Below are 17,291 nucleotides of genomic sequence, written 5' to 3'. Positions count from 1 at the left end.
GGGCCTGGACCATGGCAACTGGAGTTCTTGACAACGTCTACCTGAAGTTCGATGGCGCCATCACCGGGCTGTATGCCAGCGCTTCGTCGGGTATTTCGAGCTATGTGATTCCGATTGCCTGGATCGTGCTGGCCGTTCTGCTGCTGGTGTGGTGCTATCTCACCATGACGGGCAAAACGTCCATGCCGGTGCTGGACCTCTTTGTCCCGTTCATCGCCTTCATGCTGGTGCTGTACGCGATGGGCAGCGGCTACACGGCGTGGATCGCCGATCCTCTCTACAAGCTGCCCGAGGAACTGGTTTCCGCCGTGGGCCGGGGCAGCGCGACCACGCCGATTCAGGCGCTGGCGCTGTTCGAGGAGAAGTTCATCGGCCTGGCCACCGGCGGCTTCAACCTGCTGGTCGATTACGTCAAGTCCCTGGCCTGGGGCGCGGCCATCCTGCTGGCCATCGTGCTGCTGATCATGATCATCGCCGCCGTCATCATGATGGTGGTCATTTTCTGCGGCCTGGTCTACGCCAAGCTGGGCCTGACCCTGGTTCTGGCGGTCGGGCCGTTCTTCGTCTTCCTGCTCGTTCTCCAGCACACCCGCGACAAGTTTTTCTCGTGGCTGAACACGGCGCTCTTCTTCGTTTTCTATTACGTGCTGTGCTTCCTGTTCATGAATCTCTTCTTCAATTTTCTGGACGCCTACATCAATGCGCTGGCCGGCGTGGCGGCCAACAGCGGAGCGGGCGTCGCCGGAACCATCGCGGACGCCATCCGCAATCAGTTCATGGGCGGCGACATGGCCAAGGCCGGCAATGTGATCGTTCTTTTCATGCCCGTCGTTTTGCTCACGCTGATCATGGCCTTCATGTTCCTGCAGCTCAGCACGATCGCCTCGTCCATGACTTCCGGCGCCGGCGGTGCGGTCGGGCAGGGCGCATCCAGCCTGATCTATTACATGCGCGGTGCATTGCGCTCCAGGGGCGGGGCCAAGAGCGCGCCGGCCAAACCATGAAGGTGGATCTGATGCGTAGATGTTTGGTTCTGACACTGCTGGCCGCGCTTTCGGCCTGCAGCACCTACAAGCCGCCGCCTGGCTGGCCCGATGGACCGGAGCGGCCCATCAACGCGCAGCCGATTCAAAAGCCCGCGGTCGATTGAATGAGGAACGGGTATGAACGACTCGAATGAACAAGCGCAGGAGCGGTATTTCCAGGCGGCGGCCAGCTGGGATGCCGACAGCAGGAACGCCGAGCGCCTGTCCCTCAAGCGGTACAAGGCGCTGGGCATCGGCGCCGTGGTCTTCGCGGCCATCATGGGCGTGGCCGTCACCACGCTGCTGCCGCTCAAGGAGTTCGTGCCCATCATCATCCGTGTGGAGAACGCCACGGGCGCCTATGACGTCAAGCCCGCCGGCGAGAAGCTGGACGTGGGGGAGTCCCGCAACGAGAAGATCGTGATTTCCGACGTGGCCCGCTACATCAAGGCGCGCGAGGGCTTTACGCGCGGCGAGGCCGAGGAAAACTACAAGATGGTCTACCTCATGAGTTGCGGCACGCAGCGGGCCGAGTGGGACAACTACATCAACCCCCAACTCAACAAGAAGAGCCCGGTGCTGATGCTGACCAATCAGGACTCGGACCGCATCACCGTGCAGTCGGTTACCTTCTTGCAGTCGCTGGACGAGGACACTAAGACCGCCCAGGTGCAGTTTGAGAAAACCGTCTCGCGCGGCACGACTCCGCCGCTCAAGTACCGCTACGTCGCCACGCTGGGGGTGCGCTACGACCCCACCAACATCCCCAGCAACCAGCTGAACTTCTATCTCAACCCCTTCGGCTTCTGCACCGAGACCTACCGGCGCGACCAAGTGGGCAACCCGGTGGTGGTCAATGCGCCGGGGACGCCGAATCAGGAATTGAACCAGGTGATGGAGGACTTCCGCCGCGAAACCGATGCGGCGCTGGCCGCCGTGCGCGCCCAGCAGCAGCTGCAGGCCTCGCAGGCGGCCGCAGCTGCGGCTGCGGCCTCTGTCGCGGGTGCGGGCGCGCAGCCCGCGCCTGCGCCTGCGGGCGCCGCCGCTGGTGCGCCTTCCGCCTTGTCCAGCATCGGCACGAACGGGGCCGGCCAGGCGCCGCCGCCGGCGGCTTCCACCGCCCCGCCTGCCACCGCCAACCCGCGCCGACCATGACCATGAAACCGACAACCTTCCTTGTGGCCGCCGTCCTGTCGGCATGGATCGGCACGGTGGCGCACGCCGAAATGGGCGCCCGTTCCTCGAAGCTGGATGGCCGCGTGCAGATCGTGGACTACCACCCCGACGAAGTGATCCGCGTGAACATCGCCGAGGGGGTCCTGACCACTATCGAACTGCCGGCGCAGGACACCATCGATGACTTCGGCATGGGCGACCGGCAGGCCTGGCACGTCAAGTTCAAGAACAACCTCATCTCGATGAAGCCGGCCGGCATCAAGCCGGACACGAACCTCACGGTGTTCACGGCGCGGCGCAACTACCTGTTCACGTTGCAGAGCACCGGCCGCAAGAGCCGCACGGTGGCCTACTGGATGCGGGTGCGTGACTCCGAGGACGACGACAGCACGCCGGAGGGGCGTCGTGCTGCCCAGGCGCGCGCGGAGCAGAAGCGCATCGCCGACGACCTGCGCAACAGCCGCTACGAGGGCCGCCTGAATTCGGACTACTGGATCGCAGGGGCGCAGGAGTTGCAGCCCGCGTCCATGTTCGACAACGGCCGCCAGACCTACATGACCTTCAGCGCGGCCAACGCCATGCCTGCCGCCTTCGTCATCGAGTCGGACGGCACCGAGGCCATCGCCGACTTCCATGTGGAGGGCGACACGATGGTGATCCACCAAGTCGCCTCGCGCATCCTGCTGCGGCGCGGCAATCTGGTGTCGGGCATCACCAACAAGTCGCCCGCCGCCGCCGTGCAGCAGAGCCCGACCGGCACGGCCAGCGACAAGGTCAACCGCTCCGTCAACAGCGAGGAGTCCCGATGAACGCACGCTCCGACTACACCGATCCCGCAGCGCCGAAGCCAGAGCAGGAGCGCGGCGAATTCGTGGACCGGCGGCCGCCGAAGTCGCCGGGGCAGAAGATCGTGATTGCCGGCATCGCGCTGCTGGCCGTGTGCGTGCTCGCCTACGGCGCGCTCAAGCTGGCGGGCTTTTTCTCGGGCGAGAAAAAGCCCGTTGCCCAACTCGAAGAGCAGAAGCGCCCCGATTCCACGCCCGACTTCAACGTCTCCCTGGCCGAGCCGCCCAAGGCGGAACTGCGCTTCATCGAATGCGCCGGGGGCCTCAAGCTGCCCGAGGGCATGGCCTGTCCCGAGACCAAGCCCGAAGCGCAGGCACAGGCGGCGCCCGAGCCGCCCAAGGGGCCGACCGAGGAGGAGATCCTGCAAAAGCGCCGCTTCGAGTCGGAGATCGGCGTGGGCGGCGGCAAGCCGCCACCCGGCGGCGCGGCCAGCGCACGCGCCCGCGCGCCCAATCTCTCGGGCGACACCGGCTTGGGCGGCGCGCTGCTGTCCACCGCCACGGCCAGGACACTGGCCACGGTCAACCGCAACCCCTCGTTCACTCTGGCCAAGGGCACACTTCCGGACTGCACGCTGCTGACGGCCATCAGCACCGACCAGCCGGGCTTTCTCAAGTGCATCCTGTCGCGGCCGGTCTACTCGATGGACGGCAAGGTGGTGTTGATGGAGGCCGGCACGACGTTCGAAGGCGAGTACAGCGCGGGCATGGCGCGCGGCAAGAAGCGCATGTTCGCGGTCTGGAGCCGCGCCATCACGCCCAACTTCGTGGAGGTCACCCTGAACTCGCCCAGCACCGACGCGCTCGGCCGCAGTGGCATGAGTGGGCAGGTCGATCAGCATTTTTTCGAGCGCTTCGGCGGCGCGATGCTGTACTCGCTGTTCTCGGACGGCATGGACTACGTCATGCGGCGCGAGGAGTTGCGCAGCCAGGAGCGTGACGCGCGCAATGCCGCTGCCAACGGCGACAACAACACGGTCTACTACAACAACCAGGGCGGGGCGCTGCGGAACTTGGACCGCACGCGCTCGACCGCCGATCGTGTCGTGGAATCCATGCTGTCGCAAGGCGAGGACATCCAGCCCACGCTCTACAAGAACCAGGGCGAAATCATCAAGATCTACATCGCCCGCGACGTGGACTTTTCCCAAGTCTACGAACTTACGCGCAACCCAAGGAGTTGACGATGTTCCGCGATCCAGTTCACGACCTGGCGGAGCCACGCACGCCCTCGGTGCCGGCCGATCCCCGGCCTTCGGCCGCCGCCACGGCGGCACCGCCCGCAGCGGGCGCCGGCGCGCAGCGCGAGTCCCTTGCCGACCTCGACGGCGGCTGGGGCGGGCGCACCGGCCGCTCGCCTCTGGAGATCCACATCGAGCGATATTTCAGCCGCTGGCTGGAGCGTCCGGGCGTGCAGGAGGTGGCGATCAACCGCCCGGGCGAGGTGGCGCTGTGGGAGGGCGGCTACTGGCACGCACACCTCGATCCCGCGCTCACGCGCGACGTGATCGAGCAGCTGGGCCAGCTGGTGGCCAACCGTTCGCGCAAGCCCTTCAATGCGTCCAACGTCACCTTGTCCACGGCGCTGCCTGACGGCACGCGCCTGGAGATGACCGGGCCACCGGCCACGCTCAACAACCACATCTACGTCAACCTGCGCAAGCACAGCGTGGCCGCCTTCACGCTGGAGCAATTCATCGAGCAGGGGTATTTCGCCAACACGGTCCATATGTTCAACATGAACATGACCGACGAGCAGCGCGCCAGGGCGGGGCGGCAGCTGCTGCCCGAGCAACTGCGGCTGTGGGAACTGGCCCAGGCCGGGCGCTGGCCCGAATTCCTCAAGACGGCCGTGCTGGAGTACCAGAACATCCTCGTGTCGGGCGCGACAGGCAGCGGCAAGACCTCGTTCATTCGCGGGCTGGTCGAACTCATCCCCGCCGAGGAACGCATCCTGACCGTGGAAGACACGCCAGAGATGCCCCTGCCAAACCACCCGCACTGCCAGGCACTGTTCTACCGTCGGGAGGGCACCAGCACCACGGCGGGCGGCTCGGCCAAGGACATGCTGCAGGCGGCCATGCGCAAGACGCCCAAGCGCGTGCTGCTGGCCGAATTGCGCGGCGACGAGACCTACTACTACATCCAGAGCGTCCTGAACTCGGGGCACCCGGGCGGCATGACGACCACCCACGCGAACAGCCCGCGCGAGGCGTTCGTGCGTCTAGCCCTGCTCATCAAGGCTTCGCCGGAAGGCCGGGGGCTGGCGATGGACGAGACGCTGACGCTGCTGCACAGCCTGGTGAACGTGGTGGTGCAGATCGTTTTCAAGCCCGGCGCCGACCGCTACTGCTCGGCCATCTACTACGACCCGATGTACGCATCGACGCTGCTGGCATGACGAAGGCGCTGCTTCAGACAGTCGGCAGGGCGCGAGGGCCCGGCGCGCGCAGGCCCGGGCCGCGCCACGCGCTCGGGCGGCCGCGCCGTGCGAACGCCGCGAACCCGCTGCCGGGCGGCTACCGCAGCGCCCAGGGTGGGACGCCGGCGCGGATGGGCGCCGCGCCCCGTGCGCCGGGCACTCACGCGGCCGGACGCCGCCATGGGCTTCGCCCATACCCAACACCCCAAGGAGCATGAGCATGGCAACGAGACGGCCCGCGCCGAAGTCACCGGCGGAGGAGATGGTGGAGAGCAAGCGCCGCGCGATGCGCGCCGAACTGGCCGAGTCGCTGGGCCACGCGGCTCGGCGTCTGACGTTCGATGATCTGGTGCACCGCGCGCATTCCCCGGCGCAGGCCTCGGCGCGACGCAGTCAGGCCGGCAGCGGGCAGGGGGAGGCGTGGCAGACGCTCGGCCAAGTGCGCCGCGCGGACGCGGCCGGCCCGCAGCCGGCTACGGCCACACCCTATGCCCGGGGCAAGACGCAGCCGCCGCAGCAGGCGGCCGCCGACGCGGCCCGAAAGACCCGAGCGGGCGCGCTGCCCGCCCAGAACCAGACGCAGCCGGCAACCAGGCGCGGCGCGGGGCGTTGAGCCATGCCGCCAGGAATCGGCGAGCGCGGGCGGGAGCATTGACGCCGAGGCGGCCCGAGAGGGTCAAGCATCTAGATCAACCGCCAGAATAAAGCTCCTGGCGCGCGCGGCGCGATTCCGGCGATTCGTTGCGCATCTCATCCATCACCTGCTGACGTGTTTTCGGCGCCTCGGTACTCTTGATGGGCAGCGGGATGCCGCGTTGCAGCAACGCGAGCGAACCATCTTTGCGAGCTGCCTCGACCTCGGCCATCACTTGAGCACGGGTTTTGGTGCTCTTGAAGTGATCAGGGTGTTCGGTGTAGCCCTGCTCATTGGAAGCAGGATGGTACATCGAATCGGCCTGTGCCGCCATGGGCAGCGCCGTTGCCAGGACAACAGCATGCAGTGCGACAAGATGGGTGAATTTCATTGCGAGATCCTTTGCAGTGTGTGATCGAAAATACCTACATGCCCGAGGGCATGCACACAATGTAGAAATCCGCACCGAACGGGAGCAAAACGTGAAGATGACAATTTGGACAGGTAGCGAGAAGCCGGGTAAGGATCGGCACACCTCATGAAGCTTCTTATCGTGGAAGATGAAGCCAAGATCGCGGACTACCTTCGCAAAGGGCTTGCTGAAGAGGGCTACGTGATTGATGTGGCTGCGAATGGCATAGACGGTCTTCATATGGCTTCGCATGGCAACTATGACCTGATCGTCCTCGACACAATGCTTCCGGGGATTGATGGCTTCGGCCTGCTGGCTGCACTGAGGCAGAGCAAGCAAACACCAGTGATCATGTTGACAGCCCGCCATCGGATCGAAGATCGGGTACGAGGACTAAAAACTGGAGCAGACGACTACCTTGTCAAGCCTTTTGCCTTTTCCGAGCTGGTGGCTCGCATTGAAGTGCTTCTTCGTCGCGCGGCCGGAAACACGCCTGTTCCTGACGCACTTGTGCTCACACTTGCAGACCTGCAAGTTGACTTGGGAAGGCGACGTGCGACTCGGGCCGGGCAGCGTATCGACTTGTCGGCCAAAGAGTTTCAATTGCTGTCACTTCTATTGCGCCGCAAAGGAGAGGTGCTGTCTCGCACTGAAATTGCAGAACAAGTTTGGGACGTGAACTTTGATCATGGTACGAATGTCATTGATGTTGCAGTGCGTCGGCTGCGTAACAAACTTGATCTACCTTTTAAGCAACCACTATTGCACACAGTCCGTGGAATGGGCTATGTCTTAGAAGAGCGAGAATCGTGAAGAAAAAGCGTGCTGGATCATTGGGGCGTCGGCTTGCACGCTGGATGGCTCTTCTCACATTGGCAGGGCTGGCTCTGACTTGCCTGGGGGTATATACCGTTACAGCGCTTAGTTTCCAAGATCGGCAAAATGACACGCTGAGGCAGCAAAAAATCCAAGTAAGTCATTTAATTGCTGAGGTAGGAGGGCCTGATTTCACCACTCTTACACACAAGCTAGACGACGCTATGGTCGGACGGAGGGACGTAAGAATGACCCTGACCGGACCTAATGGGCGTGTGATTTACGCCAGCGGAAATATACCTAGTGATAAACGCACGATCGATGCGCGTTTCGAAATTTCGAACAGCAACGGCTCCATCCAAGCCCTGTTGAGTCTTGACGCCAGTGAAGATGATCGTGTCCTAAAACGCCTCGCTCAGACTTTGATTGCGGCTGCGCTAGCCGGTGCAGTGGTGATAGCGATTGGCGGATACACATTGGTTCAGATCGGCCTGGAACCAGTACGTGATCTCTCGTCGCAGATTCAAGCACTGGAAGCTGATAATCTCCATCATCAACTGGATGGCTCTGCACAACCTGATGAGTTGGTGCCTCTTGTATTTCATGTCAATGGAATGCTAGAGCGCCTACATACGGCCTATGAGCAACTGGAAGCGTTCAACGCCGACGTCGCGCACGAATTGTTCACGCCTCTGGCAACATTGATGGGAAGCACAGAAATCGCTTTGCGCAAAGCACGCGATGTCGAGACGCTACGGGACGTGCTTGGGGATCACCTCGAAGATCTGCAACGTATGTCGATGATCGTGCAGGACATGCTTTTCCTGTCGCAAGCTGACCGTGGGGCAGAGGCCCGCCGAGAGAGTGTAGACAGCCTGGCCAGACTAGTTAATGCGGTTGCGGACCTGCACGAGGCAGCGATAGAGGATGCTGGCCTTCAGTTGCAAGTTGACGGCGATGCGGCCTGCGCTGTCGATATACGCCTCTTGCAACGTGCACTGTCCAACCTCATCGGAAATGCAACTCGGCATGCGCTTCCGCAGAGCACGATTGTTGTGAAGATCAATAGGCACGATGCCGAAGTGGCTCTACGAGTGGTGAATCAGGGTAATACCATTCCGGACGAGCATCTGCCGTATCTATTCAATCGTTTTTATCGCGTTGACTCCGCGCGCACGGAGGCAGTCCGAAATCACGGGTTGGGCTTGGCGATTGTTTCCGCCATCGCCCGTATGCACAGAGGGCGAACCCTGGCTGAATCAAGGGATGGCGTCACGTCCATTGGGTTTGTGCTGCCTGATTGATTCATGTTTTTTGAACCGCATTCAGAAGTCGAAGCCCGTTGAGCACGACCAACATGCTTGCCCCCATGTCCGCGAAAACAGCCATCCACATCGTTGCACTGCCGAAAACGGCGAGCACAAGAAAAATGGCCTTGATGCCCAGCGCCAGAACGATGTTCTGCCACAGTACCGCGTGAGTTGATCGCGACAGCTTCACCGTCTCTGCGATTCGCCGTAGGTCGTCGTTCATCACGACCACGTCGGCAGCTTCCATTGCCGTATCGGTTCCAGCCGCACCCATGGCCACGCCAATGTCGGCCTGGGCTAGAGCAGGTGCGTCATTGATGCCGTCGCCGGTCATCGCTGTAGACCCAAGATCGCGCTGCAAAGTCTTGATCGCTTCGAGCTTGTCCTCGGGCAACAAGTTGCCGCGCGCTTGGGCGATGCCGGCTTCATGCGCCACGGCCGTGGCCGTAGCCTGGTTGTCGCCAGTCAGCATGACGGGAGTGATGCCCAGCGTTTGCAGCGACGCGATGGCCTCGCGCGACGAAGGCTTGATCGTGTCGGCGACAGCGAACAACGCAAGCACCCTCTCCGGCCTGGCCAGCAGCGTAACGGTGCGGCCCGCTTCCTCATGCCGCTTCAACTGCTCCTCGATTTCCGGTGAGCACTGGTCCCGCTCCTCTATCAGGCGGTGGTTGCCAAGCACATAGGTCACGCCGCCGACATTGGCCTGCACGCCCCTTCCAGCCAGCGCTGTGAAATCCCTTGCCTCGACGTCGCTGGGTTTCAGACCGGCGGCTATCGCACGCGAAACGGGGTGGTCGGAGTGGCTGGCCAAGACAACGGCAACGTGCTCCGCTTCCGCTGCTTCAGTCTGTGCATCGATGACGGACCAATCCACGAGCCGAGGCTTGCCCTCGGTGATCGTGCCGGTTTTGTCCAGCGCGATGGCCTTGAGCTTGCGTGCTTCTTCAAGGTAGATGCCGCCCTTGATCAGGATGCCGCGACGGGCTGCTGCAGCAAGGCCGCTGACGATGGTTACCGGTGTCGAGATGACCAGCGCGCACGGGCATGCGATGACCAACAGCACGAGGGCCTTATAGATTGCCTGCATCCAGGTCCAGCCGAGCAGCCATGGGCCGAGCAACGCGACTGCCAGCGCAATCACGAAAACTGCCGGGGTGTAGATCGCGGCAAAGCGGTCAACGAAGCCCTGTGTCGGCGCCCGTGTTGCCTGAGCTTCTTCGACGGCATGGATGATGCGCGCGAGCGTCGAATCCGATGCCAGTGCGGTCACCTCGAATTCGAAGGTGCCTGATTCGTTGATCGTGCCAGCAAAGACGGAGTCACCAGTGGTTTTATCGACCGGAATGCTCTCGCCGGTGACGGGTGCCTGATTGATGCTTGTTTGACCAGAACGAACTACGCCGTCCATAGGCACACGTTCGCCTGGCTTCACACGCAGCAACGCACCGACGACGACTTCGGCAACAGGCACGACCTTCCAACTGCCATCGACCTGCCTTACAGAGGCCTGGTCGGGCGCCATGTCCAGCAGCCCCTTGATGGCATTGCGCGCGCGATCGACCGCGCGTGCTTCGATCGCCTCGGCGATCGCATACAGGGCCATGACCATCGCGGCCTCGGGCCACTGGCCGATCGCGAATGCCCCCGTCACCGCGACTGTCATCAGCGCATTGATGTTCAGACGGCCATGCCGCAGGGCTGCAAACCCCTTCTTGTAGACGTCAAAACCTGCCAGCCATATCGCGACCCCTGCTACGGCGAGGCCAGCGGCGCGCCAGACTGCGGTTTCCGGAGCGAAGTACCCGATAACTTCGGCAGCGATAGCCAGGAGCAGCGCGGCAGCCAGCTTGGGCAACTGGCCTCGGACAGGATCGTGGTTGTGACCATCGCCTTCAGAGTGCGCATCACCTGAATCTGCTGCACGAACTTGCTGTGGATCAAACCCTGCCTTGCGGATGGCTTCCAGTGCGGGTGCCATCAACGGTTCATCGGCATCGATGGTCAAGGTTCGCTGACCAAGCTGAAATCGCAAACCGCGGATACCGGGCAAGCCGTCAAGGGCTCGGCGGATTTCAGCTTCCTCAGCGGCACAGTCCATCGTGGGGATTCGAAAGCTTCGACCTTGTACCTTTGCCGTGGTACCGGAAAGACGAACCTTTTCAGAGGGCCCGGTTCCGCAACAATCGTCGCTGATGGCGACTGCAGATCCTTGATCGGTGTGAGAGTGCTTCATGGATGATCCTTGCTTTTTCTATATTGAAAACCCTGTAGTCGGTGTAGAGTCAAGCCTTCTATACAGAAAGGTAGGATTTGCCCGTGAAGATTGGAGCACTGGCCGAAGCGACTGGAACGCCAGTTGAAACCATCCGCTTTTACGAGCGAGAGGGCTTGCTTCCGCCACCAGCGCGGGCTGAGAATAACTACCGCCTCTACCTGCCAATCCATGTTGAGCGGCTAGCATTCGTCCGCCAGTGCCGCGGGCTAGATATGACCCTGGACGAGATCCGCGCATTGATTGAGCTTCGCGATTCGCCTGCACAAGACTGTGGCGAGATCAATGCACTGCTTGACGAGCACATTGGCCATGTAGCGCAACGCATTCGCGAACTCCGCGTGCTGGAGAGGGACCTGAAGGCGTTGCGCGCGCGCTGCACGTCTCCGCATGCGGTCGCCGAATGCGGCATTCTCAGCGGCCTCGACCACGCGTCTGTATCAAAGCCTCTATCACCCAACTGGCCTCATTTGCACGGCACGCATTGATGCAGCTGTGGGGGCAGTCTCTTCATTGATTCACAGGATCAACCCAGCGGCCGCCGCGCTCGGGCTGGCCGACATAGATCGGGCGGACTGAACCCACGTCGAGGCCTGCGTTGTCGTAGTAGGCTTGGCAACTCGCCGGCATTGCATTGGAGATGTAGTACCCGTTGTCGCCACCGGCGGGCATCCAGCCGCGCCCATTGAGTGCGGCGGCGTCGCAGCGGCCGGAGCCGTCCACCAGTGCATTGACCAACTGGCGCGTGTAGCCGTCCTCTTTCGCCGTGGGGCACTGGTTCAGGAAGTCGCGCCGCGCGCCCAGTGTCTTGCCGAGGGTGCGCCTGACGATGGAGAAATAGCGCCGGATGGCGGGCTGGCACTCGCTGGGGCGCTCGCCGGTGGACAGGCACAGGATGGCTTCGCACGCCAGGCGGGTATCGCCCGTGAGCAGTTCCATGTCCGGGCTCTGGTCTGCCTGGGCCTGGGCGATGTTGCACAGAGCCAAGGCCAGGGCGGGCAGCAGATTCTTGGTGCGCGGTGTTGCCATGAGAAACCTCTTGCCTGTGTCGCCTTTGGGCTTTCATTGTATTGTCAAACGATAGTTAATATCCTTTTATGTTCTGATAAACGATACATATTCCCCTTTTTTAGGTTAATTATGTGGTGTAAAATGAGGTGTAGTTTTCAACATCTCCCATGAGGCCGACATGACCGACACCCCCCTGAAAAAACGTGTTCCGCAGCGCTGCACGCTGAAGGAGCTTGAAGAGGCGGTGTCGTATTTCAGGATCGCGCCGGCCACGATTGAGCGCGTGCAGCGCGTGCTGGTGGACGGCGAGGCGGTCTCAGTCGTGGCCCGCGGCGACAACCTCACCTACCAGCCGCTGGCCCGGACCTGCAACAAGGTGATGGACAAGGTGGAGGAACTGCGCAGCAATGCGCCCGTGCTGGTGCCGCCAGGCTGGGAAGAGGCCACGATCGTGGCGCCGGTGGAATTCATCGCCGAGACGCGCAAGCGCCTCGAACGCTACCTCTTGGACAAAGGATGGAAGAAATCGATCGCGTGATGCGGGACCCTGCCGCTTCCCGCTGGCTCAGGGACGCCCTGCGCGGCGCGCTGGTGCGCGACCCGGTAGATGCCGCCAACGATGCGCAGTTGCTGGCGCGACTGCTCGATGCGCGCTGCGCTGGCGTCCTGGCGCCCGGAAAGGACCCGCATGGATGCCCTTGAGCGGGAAAGCCGGCTGTGGCAGGCGCGCGCGGCGGTGGGCCAGGATCTGGACCGGCTTACCGCCGAGGCGGTGGCCCTGGCCCTGGACGCCGATCCTGGCCAGCGTGCGCGCGTGGCGGCGGCCAATGCCGCCAGCCGCCTGCTGCTGCGGCTGGTCGATCAGGTGGCCGATTCGGAGGCGAGGATCGAGGACGTGGCCGCGCTGTTCAGCTCGCGCCCGTTCACCTGGGATTTCACCGGCGGGGCAGGCGGCACGCGCATCGACGCGGCGCTGCAGCGCCTGTGCGTGTTGTCGGTTCTGACGCGGGCCGACGTCGAGCGCATGCGCGGCAAGCTGCACGGCGCTTCGCCGTGACGCCGGCCCACGCACGGAAAAGGTGGTGATGTATGGACCTGCTACTCGGCTGGCTTCGACTGCCCATCGTCCTGTGCGTGGCCGTGCTGCGGCTGTTGTCGTTTAGCGCCGGCATCGCCACCTTAGGCGGACTGCTAATGCAGCGCAGCGAATCGCGGTTCATCTGCTTCGTCGTGATGCCGCTCACGTCTTTCGCGTGCTACGTGCTGGCCTCGAAGCTGTCGGAGCAGTACCAGCGCGCGATGGCGCGGCGAGAGGCCGGTTCGGGTGCGCGGTGAGCGGGAGGCACTGGCGGCGCAGACGCGGCAGGTGGTCGGCATGCGCGCCGGCCGCGCGCACACCGGCGAGGAACTGAAGGAGTTGCAGGGACTGGAAAGCGTGGTTCGGCGGATCGCTTCGGCGCAGGGCTATGCGCTGGGCGAGTCCGCGCGGCCAACGCCCACGCCAGGGGCAAGGGTCTTTCCCCGGGCTACCCCCCGATCTCGATTGGCGGCGGTCAAGCACGCCACCATGCCCGCTGAGGCGAAGCCTGCGGAGTCCAAAAGAGCCGCGCGCGATAGCAGATTCTTTAGTATTCGTACCTGTACGAATACTTCAATGCGAGCGCGCCAGCAAAGGTACAGGCCGGCGACGGCGCACGATGGCCGGCCTTTCTCGGCGAGAAACAGGTAGGCCTCGCAGCTGTTGCATTACACCTCTATAGGTGTATTAAATACACTCCTAGAGGTTGATTGCGGGCCCTCGCCGTCCTACAATGCAGACTTACAAAAAAGAGATCGTCAGTTAGTCCGAACATCCAAATCAACAGGAGTGAGAGCATGAAAATTCTGGTGACCGCTAACCAGAAAGGTGGCGTTGGCAAGAGCACGCTGACCGCGCACCTGGCCTATGCCGCGCACGAAGACGGCAAGCGCGTGCTGATGGTGGACATGGACCGGCAGGGAAGCCTGTCCATGACGTTCCCCAGCACGGGCGGCCACGGCATCGTGGCTTCGCAGCTGTACCTGCCTGCCCTGCCCGCCGATGCCGCGATCGAGATGGTGGACGAGGGCCTGGGCATCGTGCGCGCCGATGCCGCGCTGCTGGAGGTGGACCGTGCGGAAAACAGCGTGGTCAAGCGCCCGCGCGCGGCCCTGCAGCAATTCGCCGACCAGTTCGACCTGTGCCTGATCGACACGCCGCCGCTGCTGGGCATGCGACTGCTGGCGTCTCTGGCGGCCGCCGACTATGTGGTGACGCCGCTGTCCATCGGCGTGTACGAACTGGCCGGGCTGGGCGACCTCATGCAGACCATGCAGGCGCTGCGCCAGAAGGGCGTCAACCAGCACGCCAAGCACATCGGCTTTTTGCCGGTGAACACCAACACGCGCAGCACTGCCGAGCGCGACGGCCTGGCCATGCTGCGCCAGCGCTACGGCGATGCGGTGCTGATCGAGGCCACCCTGCCCTCGCGGGCGGCCGTGAAGAAGGCGGTGGCGGCGCGCAAGCCGGTGTGGCACTCCACTCAAGGCGGCGGGCACCTGGCGGCGGGCAAGGAATGGCGGGCGGCGTGCCGGCTGATCCTCAAGCGGGTGAAGTGAGGGGGAGACAGAGCATGAGCAAGAAATCCACCAAACCCGCCGGTGCGAACATCTTCGCCGGCGCCATCGAAGGGCTGGGCGATTCGGTCTCCGCCTTTTTCACGGACGACGAAGCCCAGCAGTTTCCGGTTGCGCTGGATTTGATCGACATGCGGCCGCAGATCCGCACCGAACTGGAGGACGAGGACAACCCCCTGCCGGAACTGGCGGCCAGCATCAAGGCAGTCGGCGTCATCAGTCCGATTTTTCTGCGAAGGAAGGGCGAGCGGTATGAGTTGATCGCCGGCGAGCGGCGCGTGCGGGCGGCGCAAATGGCCGGCCTGGATGCCATCCCGGCGATGGTGCGCGATCTGACCGACCAGCAGGCCGAGGACATCCAGGCGGCCGAGAACATCCAGCGCAAGAACCTGACCAACATGGAGCTTGCACGCCGCCTGCAGAAGGATCTGGAGCAGCTGGGCAGCATCGACGCCGTGATGGCCAAGCGCAACAAGAGCCGTTCCTGGGTGTCCAAGATTCTGTCGCTTAACAAGCTGCCCGAGCAGACCCAGCGGCTGGTGACCGAGGGCGTGACCGCCGACCTGGCCATCATCAGCGACGTGCGCCAGATCGAAGCACGCGATCCCTTCGTGGCCAAGGAACTGGTGGACGACCTGAAGAGGAACTTCGGCAAGGGCGACTCGCGGGAGAAGGTGCAGCGGGTGCGCGCCAGGATCAAGCCGGCCGCGAACAAGGCCAAGGCCGCCAGGCACGACTTGGGCGAACTCTATGCGCAGGCCAGGACGGGCGATGCCAAGGCCATCGCCGCCGCGCTCACCCCCGAGCAGAAGAAGGCGTGCGAGGAGTTGCGCGAATACTTCGAGCAGGGCTGCAATGCCGCCAAGGCCGGGCGGGCGGTCTTCGAAGGCTTCGACAGCCGCGTGTTCGGCACCGCCGGCGCCGGCGCGCTGCGGCTGGCCGCTTTCCTGCGCGGGGTGGACGCGGGCCAGTCGGGCCGCTTCCAGCTCGCCGAAATCCTGCGTCTGGTGCAGTCGGCATGAAGCTGGGACCGCTCGACCCCGGTGAGTTCGCGGCGCTGCACTTGATCGCAGTGCGCATCGGCCGCCTGAGCGAGGCGCGCATCGCGGCCGCGCGGCTGGTGATTCAGGAAGGCAAGACCTACAAGTATGCCGCCGAACTGCACCACGTCACGGCGCAGGCGGTGTGGAACACTGTCGCCAGAATGAACGCGCTGCTCTCGGCGTACCGCGAGGCCAAGACGCTGGAGGCGGCGGAGGCCGGGACAAGACCAAAGCGGGGCCAGCCACGGCCGCGCACAGCACAAAAAACCGGCGCTCCATGAAGAGCGCCGGGCAAACAGTTAGTCCGCAACAGGAATGTTGCAAGGGGATTTTATGACGAAGAAGGATCTCCCGGGGAGCGCGCACGACGCCTCGAACACCCGGCCGCCGCGCGGCGCCGGGGCCAATCCGGCGCCCGAGCAGGACGGCAGGCCGCTGTCGCTCGACTACCGCGCCAGCACGCCGATGCCCAAGTGGGTTCACGACGTGATTGACGAGTCCTTTGCGATCGAGACCGAGGAAGCGAAGAAGGCCGGCGCGCTGGGCTTCATGGCGCGCGCGCTGGTGAACGCGACCCTGCCGTACAAGGACCCCAAGAGCCCGATCTTCGAGCGCCGCAACGGCCACTATGTGCTACGCATGATGGGCGGCAACGACAACGGTCTGCCCTACGGCGTCTACCCGCGCCTGCTGATGAGTTGGATCACCACCGAGGCGGTGCGCACCGGTTCGCCGGAGCTTGAATTGGGCGAGAGCCTGAGTTCGTTCCTGCGCAACGTGCTCGGCATCCAGCAGGGCGGCGGCAAGCGCGGCGCCAACGCGCGCGTTTCCGAGCAGATGGAGCGACTGTTCTCGACGCTCATCACGGCCACGTACACCGGCGACCGCGGGCGCTCGTTCAACCTGCGCAACGTGCTGATCGTGGACGAGGCGTCCATGGACAGGGAGACGGCCCAGCTGCTGGACGAAGCCGCCGGCGATGTGGCCATCGCGCCGGCCGCCGATGCCAGGGATGGGGATGGGGATGGGGATGGAGACGATCGGGACGATGAGGACGACAACCGCCTGTGGACGCCGCAGAGCCGCGAGATGGCCGGGCGCTGGCGCTCCCGTGTCGTGCTCAGCGCGCGCTTCTTCGCGGAAATCATCGAGCGGCCGGTGCCGATCGACCTGCGCGCTTACCGCGCGCTGCGCGGCTCACCGGTGGCCATGGACCTCTACACGTGGATGACGTACCGCATGAGCTACATCGAGCGCTCCACCCGGCCGGTGCCGTGGGAGGCGTTGATGCTGCAGTTCGGCTCCAACTACGCGGTGGACCCGAAGGACCCCAGCCGGGCGGTGCGCGAGTTCCGCAACAAGAGCTTCAAACCGGCGCTGAACGTTGTGCGCGAGATCTACCCCGAGGCCAGGTTCGACGTGACAGAACGCGGCCTGATCCTGCACCCGTCCAAGCCGCACGTGCCGCAGATCAAGGGCCAGGGCGACCTGTTCTGAACGCTCGTCGCTCGTCGTGCTCGGGCCTTTCGCATGGTGCGATCTACTCTCGGCGCCGGCCCGTGCGCGGTGCGATCTACTCTCGCCGTCAGGCCGTCAGGCCGTCCGAAGGCCACCCCATCCCCTGTAACCAACGGTGCGATCTACTCTCGCTGCTGTGGATAGGGGTC

Annotated in this window: 21 protein-coding genes; 18 read left to right on the top strand and 3 right to left on the bottom strand. The window is 63.7% G+C overall.

Annotated features, from left to right (window positions below):
• Positions 1 to 11 precede the first annotated feature (11 nt).
• The 7 genes from AAAK34_RS19830 (at position 12) to AAAK34_RS19800 (ending at position 6,081) form a co-directional block, all read left to right on the top strand.
• Positions 12 to 1,004 carry a type IV secretion system protein gene (locus AAAK34_RS19830; RefSeq protein ID WP_231698554.1) on the top strand — a complete coding sequence of 331 codons (993 nt, stop codon included), beginning with the start codon at positions 12 to 14 and terminating at the stop codon, positions 1,002 to 1,004.
• Between the two features lie 11 nt (positions 1,005 to 1,015).
• A complete protein-coding gene (locus AAAK34_RS19825) occupies positions 1,016 to 1,150 on the top strand; it encodes a hypothetical protein (protein ID WP_431778062.1) in 135 nt (44 codons plus the stop codon).
• A gap of 13 nt (positions 1,151 to 1,163) precedes the next feature.
• Positions 1,164 to 2,180, top strand: a complete 1,017-nt coding sequence (locus tag AAAK34_RS19820) for a virB8 family protein (protein ID WP_231698552.1) — start codon at positions 1,164 to 1,166, stop codon at positions 2,178 to 2,180.
• Positions 2,177 to 3,010, top strand: coding sequence for a TrbG/VirB9 family P-type conjugative transfer protein (locus tag AAAK34_RS19815; RefSeq protein ID WP_297683523.1), 834 nt, complete (start codon positions 2,177 to 2,179; stop codon positions 3,008 to 3,010). Before AAAK34_RS19820 ends, AAAK34_RS19815 begins: the two co-directional genes overlap by 4 nt.
• A complete protein-coding gene (virB10, locus tag AAAK34_RS19810) occupies positions 3,007 to 4,230 on the top strand; it encodes a type IV secretion system protein VirB10 (RefSeq protein ID WP_231698550.1) in 1,224 nt (407 codons plus the stop codon). Before AAAK34_RS19815 ends, virB10 begins: the two co-directional genes overlap by 4 nt.
• Before the next feature lie 2 nt (positions 4,231 to 4,232).
• Positions 4,233 to 5,447 (top strand): P-type DNA transfer ATPase VirB11, encoded by a 1,215-nt coding sequence (virB11, locus tag AAAK34_RS19805; RefSeq protein ID WP_231698549.1) that lies wholly within the window; start codon positions 4,233 to 4,235, stop codon positions 5,445 to 5,447.
• A gap of 241 nt (positions 5,448 to 5,688) precedes the next feature.
• Positions 5,689 to 6,081 (top strand): hypothetical protein, encoded by a 393-nt coding sequence (locus tag AAAK34_RS19800; RefSeq protein WP_231698548.1) that lies wholly within the window; start codon positions 5,689 to 5,691, stop codon positions 6,079 to 6,081.
• A gap of 76 nt (positions 6,082 to 6,157) precedes the next feature.
• On the opposite strand, the gene AAAK34_RS19795 is transcribed toward AAAK34_RS19800, so the two are convergent.
• Positions 6,158 to 6,493: a DUF4148 domain-containing protein gene (locus tag AAAK34_RS19795; protein WP_231698547.1), complete on the bottom strand. Its 336-nt coding sequence runs from the start codon at positions 6,491 to 6,493 to the stop codon at positions 6,158 to 6,160.
• Positions 6,494 to 6,640: 147 nt separating this feature from the next.
• On the opposite strand from AAAK34_RS19795, the gene AAAK34_RS19790 reads away from it, so the two are divergent.
• Both AAAK34_RS19790 and AAAK34_RS19785 read left to right on the top strand, forming a co-directional pair.
• Entirely contained in the window at positions 6,641 to 7,327 is a 687-nt protein-coding gene (locus tag AAAK34_RS19790; RefSeq protein WP_231698546.1) for a heavy metal response regulator transcription factor, read from the top strand.
• Entirely contained in the window at positions 7,324 to 8,634 is a 1,311-nt protein-coding gene (locus AAAK34_RS19785; protein WP_263462732.1) for a heavy metal sensor histidine kinase, read from the top strand. The genes AAAK34_RS19790 and AAAK34_RS19785 overlap by 4 nt, the downstream gene beginning before the upstream one ends.
• A gap of 1 nt (position 8,635) precedes the next feature.
• Here the strand turns inward: AAAK34_RS19785 and AAAK34_RS19780 are convergent, their stop codons facing one another.
• The gene (locus AAAK34_RS19780; protein ID WP_231698545.1) at positions 8,636 to 10,876 is read right to left on the bottom strand and encodes a heavy metal translocating P-type ATPase; all 2,241 of its coding nucleotides are present in this window, start codon (positions 10,874 to 10,876) and stop codon (positions 8,636 to 8,638) included.
• Between the two features lie 83 nt (positions 10,877 to 10,959).
• Between AAAK34_RS19780 and cadR the strand changes: the two genes are divergently transcribed.
• On the top strand, positions 10,960 to 11,403 hold the full coding sequence (gene cadR / locus AAAK34_RS19775; protein ID WP_231698575.1) for a Cd(II)/Pb(II)-responsive transcriptional regulator: 444 nt from the start codon (positions 10,960 to 10,962) through the stop codon (positions 11,401 to 11,403).
• 22 nt (positions 11,404 to 11,425) lie between these two features.
• Here cadR and AAAK34_RS19770 read toward each other — a convergent pair whose 3' ends face one another.
• Positions 11,426 to 11,944 carry a TrbM/KikA/MpfK family conjugal transfer protein gene (locus tag AAAK34_RS19770; RefSeq protein WP_231698544.1) on the bottom strand — a complete coding sequence of 173 codons (519 nt, stop codon included), beginning with the start codon at positions 11,942 to 11,944 and terminating at the stop codon, positions 11,426 to 11,428.
• 160 nt (positions 11,945 to 12,104) lie between these two features.
• Here AAAK34_RS19770 and AAAK34_RS19765 point away from each other — a divergent pair, with 160 nt between their 5' ends.
• From AAAK34_RS19765 to AAAK34_RS19730, 8 genes are all read left to right on the top strand, one after another.
• Complete coding sequence (locus AAAK34_RS19765) at positions 12,105 to 12,464, top strand: transcriptional regulator KorA (protein ID WP_231698543.1); 360 nt, start codon at positions 12,105 to 12,107, stop codon at positions 12,462 to 12,464.
• Positions 12,443 to 12,628 (top strand): hypothetical protein, encoded by a 186-nt coding sequence (locus AAAK34_RS19760; RefSeq protein ID WP_231698542.1) that lies wholly within the window; start codon positions 12,443 to 12,445, stop codon positions 12,626 to 12,628. The genes AAAK34_RS19765 and AAAK34_RS19760 overlap by 22 nt, the downstream gene beginning before the upstream one ends.
• A complete protein-coding gene (locus tag AAAK34_RS19755; RefSeq protein WP_231698541.1) occupies positions 12,615 to 12,983 on the top strand; it encodes a hypothetical protein in 369 nt (122 codons plus the stop codon). Before AAAK34_RS19760 ends, AAAK34_RS19755 begins: the two co-directional genes overlap by 14 nt.
• Before the next feature lie 32 nt (positions 12,984 to 13,015).
• Positions 13,016 to 13,261, top strand: a complete 246-nt coding sequence (locus AAAK34_RS19750; RefSeq protein WP_231698540.1) for a hypothetical protein — start codon at positions 13,016 to 13,018, stop codon at positions 13,259 to 13,261.
• 540 nt (positions 13,262 to 13,801) lie between these two features.
• Positions 13,802 to 14,563: a ParA family protein gene (locus AAAK34_RS19745; RefSeq protein WP_231698539.1), complete on the top strand. Its 762-nt coding sequence runs from the start codon at positions 13,802 to 13,804 to the stop codon at positions 14,561 to 14,563.
• 14 nt (positions 14,564 to 14,577) lie between these two features.
• Positions 14,578 to 15,603 (top strand): ParB/RepB/Spo0J family partition protein, encoded by a 1,026-nt coding sequence (locus AAAK34_RS19740; RefSeq protein WP_231698538.1) that lies wholly within the window; start codon positions 14,578 to 14,580, stop codon positions 15,601 to 15,603.
• Positions 15,600 to 15,905 carry a hypothetical protein gene (locus tag AAAK34_RS19735; protein WP_431778061.1) on the top strand — a complete coding sequence of 102 codons (306 nt, stop codon included), beginning with the start codon at positions 15,600 to 15,602 and terminating at the stop codon, positions 15,903 to 15,905. Before AAAK34_RS19740 ends, AAAK34_RS19735 begins: the two co-directional genes overlap by 4 nt.
• Positions 15,906 to 15,957: 52 nt before the next feature.
• Positions 15,958 to 17,121, top strand: a complete 1,164-nt coding sequence (locus AAAK34_RS19730; RefSeq protein WP_431778060.1) for a replication protein RepA — start codon at positions 15,958 to 15,960, stop codon at positions 17,119 to 17,121.
• The last annotated feature ends 170 nt before the right edge of the window (positions 17,122 to 17,291 follow it).

The sequence above is a fragment of the Ottowia caeni genome (genome assembly GCF_050821495.1).
In the GTDB taxonomy this organism is placed as follows: Bacteria; Pseudomonadota; Gammaproteobacteria; order Burkholderiales; family Burkholderiaceae_C; genus Ottowia; species Ottowia caeni.
This window is presented reverse-complemented; position numbering and strand designations above follow the sequence as displayed.

Excerpts from the sequence above, each read along its gene's own strand:
- AAAK34_RS19735 (WP_431778061.1), top strand. The coding sequence starts at position 15,600 with ATGAAGCTGGGACCGCTCGACCCCGGTGAGTTCGCGGCGCTGCACTTG.
- AAAK34_RS19825 (WP_431778062.1), top strand. The coding sequence starts at position 1,016 with ATGCGTAGATGTTTGGTTCTGACACTGCTGGCCGCGCTTTCGGCCTGC.
- AAAK34_RS19815 (WP_297683523.1), top strand. The coding sequence starts at position 2,177 with ATGACCATGAAACCGACAACCTTCCTTGTGGCCGCCGTCCTGTCGGCA.
- AAAK34_RS19790 (WP_231698546.1), top strand. The coding sequence starts at position 6,641 with ATGAAGCTTCTTATCGTGGAAGATGAAGCCAAGATCGCGGACTACCTT.
- AAAK34_RS19740 (WP_231698538.1), top strand. The coding sequence starts at position 14,578 with ATGAGCAAGAAATCCACCAAACCCGCCGGTGCGAACATCTTCGCCGGC.
- AAAK34_RS19820 (WP_231698552.1), top strand. The coding sequence starts at position 1,164 with ATGAACGACTCGAATGAACAAGCGCAGGAGCGGTATTTCCAGGCGGCG.
- AAAK34_RS19750 (WP_231698540.1), top strand. The coding sequence starts at position 13,016 with ATGGACCTGCTACTCGGCTGGCTTCGACTGCCCATCGTCCTGTGCGTG.
- virB11 (WP_231698549.1), top strand. The coding sequence starts at position 4,233 with ATGTTCCGCGATCCAGTTCACGACCTGGCGGAGCCACGCACGCCCTCG.
- AAAK34_RS19770 (WP_231698544.1), bottom strand. The coding sequence starts at position 11,944 with ATGGCAACACCGCGCACCAAGAATCTGCTGCCCGCCCTGGCCTTGGCT.
- AAAK34_RS19830 (WP_231698554.1), top strand. The coding sequence starts at position 12 with ATGGCAACTGGAGTTCTTGACAACGTCTACCTGAAGTTCGATGGCGCC.
- AAAK34_RS19795 (WP_231698547.1), bottom strand. The coding sequence starts at position 6,493 with ATGAAATTCACCCATCTTGTCGCACTGCATGCTGTTGTCCTGGCAACG.
- AAAK34_RS19760 (WP_231698542.1), top strand. The coding sequence starts at position 12,443 with ATGGAAGAAATCGATCGCGTGATGCGGGACCCTGCCGCTTCCCGCTGG.
- AAAK34_RS19755 (WP_231698541.1), top strand. The coding sequence starts at position 12,615 with ATGGATGCCCTTGAGCGGGAAAGCCGGCTGTGGCAGGCGCGCGCGGCG.
- AAAK34_RS19765 (WP_231698543.1), top strand. The coding sequence starts at position 12,105 with ATGACCGACACCCCCCTGAAAAAACGTGTTCCGCAGCGCTGCACGCTG.
- AAAK34_RS19780 (WP_231698545.1), bottom strand. The coding sequence starts at position 10,876 with ATGAAGCACTCTCACACCGATCAAGGATCTGCAGTCGCCATCAGCGAC.
- AAAK34_RS19730 (WP_431778060.1), top strand. The coding sequence starts at position 15,958 with ATGACGAAGAAGGATCTCCCGGGGAGCGCGCACGACGCCTCGAACACC.
- AAAK34_RS19745 (WP_231698539.1), top strand. The coding sequence starts at position 13,802 with ATGAAAATTCTGGTGACCGCTAACCAGAAAGGTGGCGTTGGCAAGAGC.
- virB10 (WP_231698550.1), top strand. The coding sequence starts at position 3,007 with ATGAACGCACGCTCCGACTACACCGATCCCGCAGCGCCGAAGCCAGAG.
- AAAK34_RS19800 (WP_231698548.1), top strand. The coding sequence starts at position 5,689 with ATGGCAACGAGACGGCCCGCGCCGAAGTCACCGGCGGAGGAGATGGTG.